This is a genomic window from Halomonas sp. BC1 (assembly GCF_002078135.1).
GTDB lineage: Bacteria > Pseudomonadota > Gammaproteobacteria > Pseudomonadales > Halomonadaceae > Vreelandella > Vreelandella stevensii.
Genome location: NZ_LFGS01000017.1, coordinates 131633 through 141594 on the forward strand (window position 1 = coordinate 131633; position 9962 = coordinate 141594).

Annotated in this window: 10 protein-coding genes; 7 read left to right on the forward strand and 3 right to left on the reverse strand. The window is 61.9% G+C overall.

The annotated features are described in order from the left end of the window. The 3 genes from B7L72_RS13680 to B7L72_RS13690 form a co-directional block, all read left to right on the forward strand. Positions 1-1137: 1-acyl-sn-glycerol-3-phosphate acyltransferase (locus B7L72_RS13680; protein ID WP_176212891.1), on the forward strand; the 1137-nt coding region annotated here is incomplete at its 5' end. Between the two features lie 75 nt (positions 1138-1212). After that, entirely contained in the window at positions 1213-1623 is a 411-nt protein-coding gene (locus tag B7L72_RS13685; protein ID WP_139788516.1) for a VanZ family protein, read from the forward strand. A gap of 131 nt (positions 1624-1754) precedes the next feature. Further along, on the forward strand, positions 1755-2198 hold the full coding sequence (locus tag B7L72_RS13690; protein ID WP_081195007.1) for a hypothetical protein: 444 nt from the start codon (positions 1755-1757) through the stop codon (positions 2196-2198). A gap of 22 nt (positions 2199-2220) precedes the next feature. Here the strand turns inward: B7L72_RS13690 and B7L72_RS13695 are convergent, their stop codons facing one another. Both B7L72_RS13695 and B7L72_RS13700 read right to left on the reverse strand, forming a co-directional pair. Further along, positions 2221-3138, reverse strand: coding sequence for a helix-turn-helix domain-containing protein (locus B7L72_RS13695; protein ID WP_081195009.1), 918 nt, complete (start codon positions 3136-3138; stop codon positions 2221-2223). Between the two features lie 80 nt (positions 3139-3218). Then, positions 3219-4142: a hydroxymethylglutaryl-CoA lyase gene (locus tag B7L72_RS13700; RefSeq protein ID WP_081195011.1), complete on the reverse strand. Its 924-nt coding sequence runs from the start codon at positions 4140-4142 to the stop codon at positions 3219-3221. 199 nt (positions 4143-4341) lie between these two features. Here B7L72_RS13700 and B7L72_RS13705 point away from each other — a divergent pair, with 199 nt between their 5' ends. From B7L72_RS13705 to B7L72_RS13720, 4 genes are all read left to right on the forward strand, one after another. Continuing rightward, the gene (locus B7L72_RS13705; protein WP_081195013.1) at positions 4342-4965 is read left to right on the forward strand and encodes a VOC family protein; all 624 of its coding nucleotides are present in this window, start codon (positions 4342-4344) and stop codon (positions 4963-4965) included. Continuing rightward, positions 4965-6125, forward strand: coding sequence for an alpha/beta fold hydrolase (locus B7L72_RS13710; RefSeq protein WP_081195015.1), 1161 nt, complete (start codon positions 4965-4967; stop codon positions 6123-6125). Before B7L72_RS13705 ends, B7L72_RS13710 begins: the two co-directional genes overlap by 1 nt. A gap of 82 nt (positions 6126-6207) precedes the next feature. Then, positions 6208-7092 carry an alpha/beta fold hydrolase gene (locus B7L72_RS13715; protein ID WP_081195017.1) on the forward strand — a complete coding sequence of 295 codons (885 nt, stop codon included), beginning with the start codon at positions 6208-6210 and terminating at the stop codon, positions 7090-7092. A gap of 137 nt (positions 7093-7229) precedes the next feature. After that, positions 7230-7724: an OsmC family protein gene (locus B7L72_RS13720; protein ID WP_081195019.1), complete on the forward strand. Its 495-nt coding sequence runs from the start codon at positions 7230-7232 to the stop codon at positions 7722-7724. Positions 7725-7795: 71 nt separating this feature from the next. Here the strand turns inward: B7L72_RS13720 and B7L72_RS13725 are convergent, their stop codons facing one another. Continuing rightward, complete coding sequence (locus B7L72_RS13725) at positions 7796-9583, reverse strand: alkyl sulfatase dimerization domain-containing protein (protein WP_081195021.1); 1788 nt, start codon at positions 9581-9583, stop codon at positions 7796-7798. Positions 9584-9962: the final 379 nt, after the last annotated feature.

Consider the following 9962-nt stretch of genomic DNA (forward strand, 5'->3'; position numbering starts at 1 on the left):
GTCGATGATTATATTCAGGGCACCGAGATGGTGTATGCCCTGCTGCTGGCCACCTTCTCCATTGCCATCGGTGTGGGCTCGGTGCTGTGCGAAAAACTTTCCGGCAAGAAAGTGGAGCTGGGGCTGGTGCCGATCGGCTCGCTGGGCCTGTCGTTATTCAGCATTGATCTGTTCTTCTCCTACCAGGGGCTGCCGGATCAGATGGCGAACGTTAACGGGCTGATGGGTGTCGGCGCCTTCCTGTCTGAGCCAGCCGGTCTGCGCATCCTGCTGGATCTGTTCGGCATCGGGGTGTTCGGCGGCTTCTACATCGTGCCTCTGTTTTCATTCATCCAGCAGCGCACCCGCAGCTCGCATCTGGCACGTGTCATTGCCGCCTGCAACATTCTCAATGCGTTGCTGATGGTGCTCTCTGCCATCGCGGGCATTGTGGTAGTCGGTTTGCTGGATATCAGTATTCCCGGCTTCTTCCTGATACTGGCCATTGCCAACCTGATTGTGGCGGCGATTGTTTACAGCATCGTGCCGGAATTCATGATGCGCTTCATGATCTGGGTGATGACCAAAGTCATGTATCGGGTCAAGCGTGACGGGTTGGCGCATATTCCGGAACAAGGCCCGTGTGTGCTGGTCTGTAATCATGTGAGCTATGTGGACGCGCTGCTGATCGCTGGTTCCGTGCAGCGTCCGGTGCGTTTCGTGATGCAGAAGCAGATCTACGACATGCCGGTGCTGAACTATATTTTCCGCACTGGCAGGACCATCCCGATAGACAGCCGTGAGCGTAACCCGCAGATCTATGATGCAGCGTTCGAGCGGGTGCAGGAGGAACTGGATGCCGGCAATGTGGTGTGCATATTCCCGGAGGGTCGCCTGTCCCGCGACGGTGATATCGGTGAATTCCGTGCGGGTATAGAAAAAATCGTTGCCCGCAACCCGGTGCCGGTGATACCTATGGCATTGCAGGGCCTGTGGGGCAGCTTCTTCAGCCACAAGGACGGTAAGGCATTGGCCAAACTGCCCCGACGCATTCGGGCCCGCGTGGCACTGGTGGCGGCTGAGCCACGGGCACCGGACACCGTCACGGCCAGCGGCTTGCGCGATGCGGTGCAGGCCTTGCGGGGCGATCATGCCTGAGGGCGCTGCCCGCCAGCTGTTTGCCCGGTAGTCGTTGCCGCCCGCCTGGGCGGCAGCAGAATCAGAGGAACAAGGATGAAAGACGACCCCCGGCGGCCTTTTCTCAACGGCATGCTTGATAAGGTGCTCAAGGGCATGCCCGTATGGCGCGCCCTGGCTATTCTCTGCGCCCTGGCATTGTGGGTGATGAGCTTGTGGCCTGCTGACGACCTGCTGCGCCTGGGCGCACGTTACGTCAACGACAAGGTGGGGCACTTCATTGGTTACATGGCGCTCGCCTGGCTGCTGAGCTGGGGTTGGCCACGGTTGCCTGGATGGCTGGTGTGGACGGCGGCGTTCAGCTGTGGCGTCGCCATAGAAATTGCCCAGTCCTTTGCGCCCACGCGTCACTTCTCCTGGCTGGACATGCTGGCCAATGGCTCCGGCGCTCTGCTGGGTGTCCTGATTGCGATTCCGCTGTGGCGGTACATAACCAGGATGGACTGACCTGACCCGCATGGACTGAGACGGGGATGGCTGACAAGCCTTGGCGTCAATGTCTGACAGACAAGAGCCCGCTTCTCTGGTGTGATTGATGCTTTCAGGCAGTCACTGTCGAGGAGCAACGGAGCACAAGGATGCGCATTGCGTTATGTCGAATCACCCCCTGCCTGGCGAGCCTGCTGCTGGCCAGCTCGCTGGTTGCCCAGCCGGTCTATGTTTGCGAGAGCGATATAGACGATACCACCCTTTTCAGCGACCTGCCTTGCGATGATGCACGGCAGGGCGCCGGCATCGGTGTCATCAGTGGCATGGATGCGCCCGCACCTGCCGCCCCGCCCCGGCGCCCGCCCGCCACGAAGCCAGCGACCACGACGCAACAACCGCCTCGGCCACAGCGCTCACCCTCCGGGCGCCTGTCATTCGGTGAGCGTGCCGAGCTGCGCGGGCTGGAGATAAAGCGAGATGGGCTGGAGCGCGATCTGCGCAAACGTCACATATCAGCGACGGCCCGCAGCCGCGCGCGGCAACGGCTGACGGAGGTCAATCGGGCGATCAGCGCGCTGGAGCGGCGGCAGTGACTTGCCGATAAGAGTCAGGCGATCAGGCCGCTCTGGTGCCGGATACCGTGCCGCATGAGATGTCGAATGGGGAGGCGCATGTCGCGCTGCGCTCAGGCGTTGCGGGCGTTACGGCGGCGCAGTCTCCCGGTGGCAGGATCGGCAAGTGATGGATCAGCCGCCGCTCGCTGCGCAGGAAGGCTTCTGGTGTCATCCCGGACATGGCCCGGAAATCCCGAATCAGATGCGCCTGATCGTAATAGCCATTATCCAGGGCCATCAACGACCAGTCGGCCTCTTGCAGGTTGTTGGTGCGGTGCAACAAGTGCGAGAAGCGTTTAAGGCGGGCAAACACCTTTGGCGGCACCCCGACCGTGTCGGTGAAGATCTGCTGGAACCGACGCTGGCCGAGCCCCAGCTCATTGGCGAGAGGTGAGATGCGCTGGGCAGGATTGAGGCTGAGCCGCGCCACCGCTTCCATCACCGCCGGATGCGGGCTCATGATCAGTTGTTGCAGCAACGCGGATTCCAGCAGGCTGAACCGTTGTGCATCGTCGGTGGCGGCCAGCAGTTGCTCGTGCAACATGCGACTGCCATCGCCCCAGAATTCCGCCAGATGCAGCGTTTCATTGTGCAGCGCACGGGAGGAGCCACCCAGGAATGGCAAGCTGCCGCCAGGCAGGAAGCTTGCTCCCATGACATGCTTCTGGGTCGCGGTATCAATGGTGATGTCCCGGGTGTGAATGCCGCAAATGAAGGGCCCGGTGAAGCATTCTTTCGGCGCCCCGTAAGGCCCTTCGTACAGGGTGGCCGGGCTGTCAGTCAGCGGGATCACCAGCGTAATGCGCCCATCGGGCAGCAGGCGCTCCCGGCAGAACGGCAGGCCCGGCGACGATGCGATCCACAACTCGCTGATATAGCGGGACAGAGGGGGGCCAGGCACCCTGAAGGTACGAAACATGGCAGTAGCCGAAAAAAATGATGTCTGCAGATTACTCCCAGACAGCCGGGTACGCCATAGCTTGACCGATCAGCGCATGCTCAGGGCGCGCAGACGGTTTTGCCCTGTGCCTCCCGGGACGCCATCCAGCGCAGGATACGGCCGCCAAGTACCTGCCCGGTTGCCGCTTCCGCGATCGCCACGGCGGCGCGCAACGCCTGCAGATCAATGCCGGTATCAAAGCCTGCTGAAGACAGCAGATAGGCCAGATCTTCGGTGGCGACATTGCCGGTGGCACCCGGCGCAAAGGGGCAGCCGCCGAGCCCGCCCACCGAGGCATCGAACCGTCGGATGCCCAGATCACAGGCCGCCCAGGCCATGGCGCCAGCCAGTCCCCGAGTGTCATGCAGGTGCACGTAAAAGCGCTCGGGGCCGTAGGTCTGCACCAGCGGCGCCATGATGTCCTTCATCTGTTGCGGGTTACCCCCGCCGATGGTGTCGGCAATAGCGATCTCGTCACTGCCCGCCTCGATCATGCGCCGGGTCAGTGCCAGCGTGACATCCACGGGCGTTGGCCCGTCGTAGGGACACGCGAAGGCGCCGGAAATATAGGTGCGGGTTGCCACCCCATCGGCCCTGGCCGCTGCGATGATGCGCTCGCAGCTTTCGCTGGCCTGTTCCAGCGACATATTCAGATTGCGCTGGTTGAAGGTGTCGGTTGTCGACAGCACCAGGCCCACCGTCGGGTAGCCCTTGTCACGGGCCATCTCGTAGCCGCGAAGGTTTGGCACCAGCGCGGTGTAGTGCAGGTCGGCCCGTTGCGGCAATCGGTCGGTCAATGCGGCGGCATCGGCCATCTGCGGCACGGCTTTGGGGTGCACAAAGCTCACCGGCTCCAGATAGCGCACGCCAGCGGCAATCAGCGCTGCGGCGAGCCGCGCCTTGTCGTCGGTGCTGACGTGTTGTGGCTGGTTCTGCAGCCCGTCACGCAAGCCGACTTCGTTGATGATGACCTGTTCTTTCATGGCATGCCTTTCATGGCTGGCGTGGCGAGGGGCAGCGTGTGCTGTACCGAGGCCGACAAGTTTGCCACTCCATGCGTGGCGATGCACCCCGGACAAGCCGCGGACAAAAAAGGCACCGCATAATGGACAGATAGGTCATTGAACCGTGTCGGGGGCGTGAATACAGTCGAAGGACCGACGACAACCCGGACGTATCGCCATGGCGCAGAACACGGATCTTGCACCCCCGGCCAGACTGAAGCACATCAACCATGTGGCGTTTCGCTGCCGCGACGCCGAGCAGACCCGCTGGTTCTACGAGGATGTGCTGGGCCTGCCGCTGACCATGGCGCTCACGTTCGACGAAGAGCCGGGCTCCTCCCGCAAGGTGGATTACATGCACCTGTTCTTCGAGATGGCAGACGGTAACTTCATCGCCTTCTTCGATGCACCGGAAAGCATGGATGAAATGCAGTTCCGCCCCAAACACGCCTTTGATCTGCATCTGGCCTTCGAGGTGGACACCCTGGACGAACTCAAAGCCTGGCGCCGTCGCATCAACAAGGCGGGCCGGCCCTGCTTCGGCCCCATCGATCACGACATGCTGCACTCCATCTACATGTATGACCCCAACGGTATTCAGGTGGAGATCACCATCAAGGATACGGATTACCGCAACATCGTTGCGGCGGACAAGGCCAGCGCCCACGAGGTGCTGGCGGCCTGGACCGACAAGACGCGCGCCCTGAAACAGCAGAAAAGCGGGGCAGCCCTGGATCAACGGGGTCTGGACACGAGCAAAGCGGATTTCAGCGGCTTGCGCAAAGCGGAGCCTGAGTCCTGATGCACAAATACGCCTACACCCGCACCCCTTATCTGATCACCTTTGCCGAGCGGGCCAGCTTCAAGGACACCTATGCCGGACCGGCAGATTTTGTCGCGCTGGAAGCGCATCTGCTGCAACCGGAACGGGCCAGCGACACCGTGCTGGTGTTCATGCACCCCGTTGGTGGCGGTGCCTACTTGCCCATGGTGTCGGCACTGGCCAAGGCGGGCTGGCATGTCATCTATTGCAACAGTCGCTATCGCGGCAACGACAGCGCCCTGATTATGGAGAAGGTCGCAGCGGATCTGGGCGCCTGCATTCGCGATGCCCGAGAGCGCCTGGGTTACCGGCGCGTGGTCCTGGCCGGTTGGTCCGGCGGTGGCTCCCTGAGCTTGTTTTATCAGGCCGAGGCCGAGCAGCCGCAGATTACGCACACGCCGGCTGGCGACCCCTATGATCTGACGCGCCATGCGCTGATACCGGCAGACGGCATCATGTTGCTGGCGGCGCATATCTCACGCGCCGGCACCTTGACTGAATGGCTCGACCCCTCAGTGCTGGATGAGCATCACCCCGATGACCGGGATCTGTCACTGGATATCTATCATCCGGATTGCCCGGCGCAGCCGCCCTACGACGACGCCTTCGTGGCCCGCTTTCGCGCTGCCCAGATTGCCCGCAACCGCCGCATCACGGCCTGGGTGCAGGCGCAGTTGGCCGCGCATCGAGAGGCGGGTAACGCGAACGAGGAAACCGGTTTCGTGACCCATCGCACCATGTGCGATGTGCGCTGGCTTGATCCGACCCAGGATGCCAACGAGCGCACGCCGGGGCACTGTTATCTGGGCGACCCGCGACAGGTGAACAATGGCCCGGTGGCGCTGGCACGGTTCAACACCCTGCGGGGCTGGATGAGCCAGTGGAGCTACGACCACAGCCGCGCCAACGGCATCACCGCCGCCGCGCGTATCAGTGTGCCGGCACTGGTGATTGGCAATGGTGCCGACGATGCCTGTACCCCGTCGCACACTCATCGGCTGTATGAGGCCATCGGACACGACAACAAGACACTCCGGGAAATCGCCGGCGCCAACCATTACTACTTCGGCCAACCGGACAAGCTGGCGCAAGCGGTGGCGTGTTGTGACGAGTGGCTTGCGGTGCAGGGTTTTGATTGAGCGCACTTTGGCGCGCCTGGCTTTGACTGCCCCGGAGTTGAGGCCTATGGTCAAGCGGGGACGTCTTCGGGAGAGGGAATAAATGCTGCAACTGATCGGGCTGTTACTGGGCCTCGTGCTGCTGGGTACGGGGCTGCAGACCCTGGCGTTTTACGCGATCTGGTATTACGAGCGCCGCACCTCTACCGAACTCGCGGTAGTGCCCGGCGAGACGCCGGTACGCATGTTGCCCGGCGCCATAGGCATGCTGGCGGAATGGGCGGCCATGACGGTACTGGTGCTCAGCTACCCCCTGCGGCTGTTGCATGATGCCTCGCCGGTGAAGGACCGGGCCCCCGGCACCACGCCGGTTATCCTGGTGCATGGCTACGGCGGCGATAGCGCCAATTTTCTCTGGTTACAGTGGCGGCTCAAGCGGCGCGGCTGGCGCAATGTGTATGCGGTCAGCTATACACCGCCGACCATTGATGCCCGCAAGCTGGCGGCGCAGGTGCGCGATCATGTGGAGAAGGTGTTGCAGGTGACCGGTGCGCGCAAGGCACATCTGGTGTGCCACAGCATGGGCGGCCCCCTGACCCGCTATGCGCTGCATCACCTGGGATTGGCGGGCAAGCTGGACAAGGTCGTGACGCTGGGTTCGCCCCATGCCGGGTCCCGTATCGCCAATCTCTTCCCGGCTCTCGGTGCTGCCGGGCAGATGCGTTATAACAGCCCGTTCATCCAGGCACTGAATGCGCTGGACCCGACACCCGGTGACGCAACGTTCTACTCGATCTACTCTAACTTTGATGATTTTGTGCTGCCCAGCAATACGGCCGTGCTTGGTGGTAATGCCACCAATATTCATGTGCCCTATCACGGCCACTGTGCATTGTTGTACAGCGGCGCCGTGCTGCGGGAAATCGAGCGGTGTCTCAAGCATCAGCCGCAGCGTCCGGATCCGGCAATGGAAGAGCAGGCGTCCTGATACAGATCAAACGATGGTCGTAGTGTGCTTGAGCATCGGCGCCCATAAGGCGATGATAAAAGCGCACGCGCCTGGCAGGCAGGACAACTGTTAGCAGGATAGTCGCTGCCAGGATCGCCAATTTCAGGAGAGCCACTATGACAGACCCGAAGACCGCACAGCCTCAGGCCGCTCAGCACGGCGCCACCGTGACCTGGCACCTGGCACCGCGCGCAGAATTCTCGGTACAGCACTACAACCAGGACCATGAATGGACCTTCCCCGGTGGTGAAGTGGTGCCCGCTTCCTCCTCTCCGCACTACAACGGCACCGCCAGTCGTGTGAACCCGGAAGAGGCTGTCGTGGCGTCTCTGGCCAGTTGCCACATGCTGACGTTCCTGGCATTGGCGGCCAAGAAACAACTGCGCGTGGTCAGCTACCTGGATCGCGCCACAGCGGTACTGGGCAAGAACGAGCAGGGGCGCATGGCGATCACGGATATCACCCTGCGTCCGCGCGTGGTGTTTGATGATGACGCCTGCCCGGATGAGCCGACGCTCAAGGCGCTGCACGATGAGGCCCATGATCGCTGCTTCATCGCCAATACGCTGAATGCCCGCATGACGCTGGAGCCGGAAATCCCGCAGCTCTGATCTGCGCATCGCCGAGGCTGCTGGCGCGAGGACATATCGCACCAGCGGCCAGATGGCGACACGCTGTCACATCACTCTACCTCAATGTCCGGGTTGAACAGGCGCAGGAAACGCGCCAGACCCACTCGCCCGCCTTCGACAAATTCGTAATCCCGCGCCAGCGCCACCGCCGGGTTGCGCAAACCTGCGAGTAACTGCCGGAAGCGCAAGCTGTCCACGCGCACATGGATGTCGGCATCGTCGACAGCACCGGGCAGCAGCTCGGTAACGCCCCGGCGGACGATCAACGTGTAACGTTCATCCAGATCGGTAAAGTCGAATACGGTTTGCTGATGGATATCCCAAGCGGCCTCGCCGTCCAGTGCCACGGCCAGGCCGTCGAAATACGCGGACAAGGGGATGCTGCTGAGCATCGCGTCATCAGGCGTGAAAATGCGATCAGGCACCACGAAATCACCCGCCAGCTCCCCGGCATGCGTCAGGTAGTAATGCCGGGCATTGGGGTTGATCTCGTTCTCGGCCAACGTTCGCAGAGCGCGGATGCGTGCTTCACGCCCGGCCGTGTGTGCCGGTGCCTCGCGCAACAGGATATCCGTCAGTTCCAATACCCACTGCGCGTCACCCGCCGCCTCCGCCTCCGCGATGGCGTCGGCCAGTGCGTCGCGCCCGCCGATCAGTGCGGTCAGGCGTTGTGCCCGCTCATCAGGTGGCGTCGGATGCAGGTTACTCGGATTGCTGTCAAACCAGCCCAGCTGGCCCTGATAAATCATGCGCGCGGACCATGCCGGTTTGCCGTAGAAAAACTGCAGATACGGAGACTCGGCCAAGTGCGGTGGCAGGCGCAGGCGCGGCGCTAACTCGTCCGGCGTCATGCCAGCGTTCATCATGCGGATGGTCTGATCAAACACATAACGAATCGCGTCCCGGTAGTCGGTCAGAAGACTGTCCACTGCGTCGGCGCCATATACTGGCCGGGTGTGGCCGGGCACCAGGATTTCTGCACCCAGGCCACGCATCAGATCCAGGCTGTCCGCCCAGGTTTTCGGGTCGCGATAGCTGGTGCCGCGAATGGTGTAGAGGTTAGGGAATGCCTTGTAGACGTTGTCACCGGGCAACAGCACTTTCTGTTCAGGCAGCCACACCAGAATCTGGTCGTCGGTTTCGCCCGGCGCATGTTTGAGTACCAGGTCTACCCCGGCAATCGTCACATCCAGTCGGTCGCGGAAAGTATGCGTCGGGCGCAGCGTGTTGATGGTGGAATCACTTTTGGCATCCACGAAGGGCCCGATGCCGACGTTGGAGCGCTCGGAATCCTCGAGCAGGTTGCCGTACATGTGCATGGAGCGGCGGGTGATGACCGGCTGCAACACACTGAAGATCTTCTCGGCCTCCTGCATCAGGCTGTCGTGGGCGTAAATGGCCACGTCAGCGCCTGGCGTGACGAAAGCGGCGGCGCCAAGGATGTGATCGGGGTGAGAGTGAGTATAGATCAGAGCTTTCACCGGCTTGTCGGTGATCGCCCGGAACCGCTCTGCCACCCGCCGACCGGCCTCCATGGATTCCATTGTGTCGACGATGATGACCCCGTCATCGCCCTCGATCATGATCGAATTGGCGATACCAAAACCGATGGCGACGTAGATGTTATCCGTGACCTGGATGACGTCCTCGGCAAATTCTTCCCCGTGGGCATGCAGCGCATCCGGGGTTGCCGCAGGCGGATAGCTGGCGGCTGGCTCACGGTCGCAGCCAGCCAGCAGGGAAGCGCCAAACAGCAGGACCAGGGCGAGCCCCCGCTGGGCAATCGGGCGCCGGACAAGACTGCCTGGCAGGGTCCGTCGAGGGAGGTTCGTGCGCATGGGGTGATCCTCATGTCGTTGTTGTCTGATTGGGTTGTCTGGTGTCGTTGCCGAGCGTTGCAAAAACGCGTGCTTTGTCATCCTAGGACAGCGGCGGCCTCTGACCCTTGTCATTACGCGCCATAAGCGCTCGCTGGGTGAGGAGGGTCGAAAATTCGCCCGGCGGCGCACTTTTGCCTACAATCGGCACCCGTCATTATCTTCTCAGGGGGGGCCCCGCCCCCGCAAATGGAAAGTATTCCAATATTGGCGATGTCGTCAACCCTTTGTTAATGATGGCTGGCAGGGCAAGATGGTAAAGTTGGCTTGAAATGAGTCCAATTTTGGAAAAAATCCAGTCTATTGGCCGTTGGAAATCTGAGGAGTGGGGTTGGCGAAT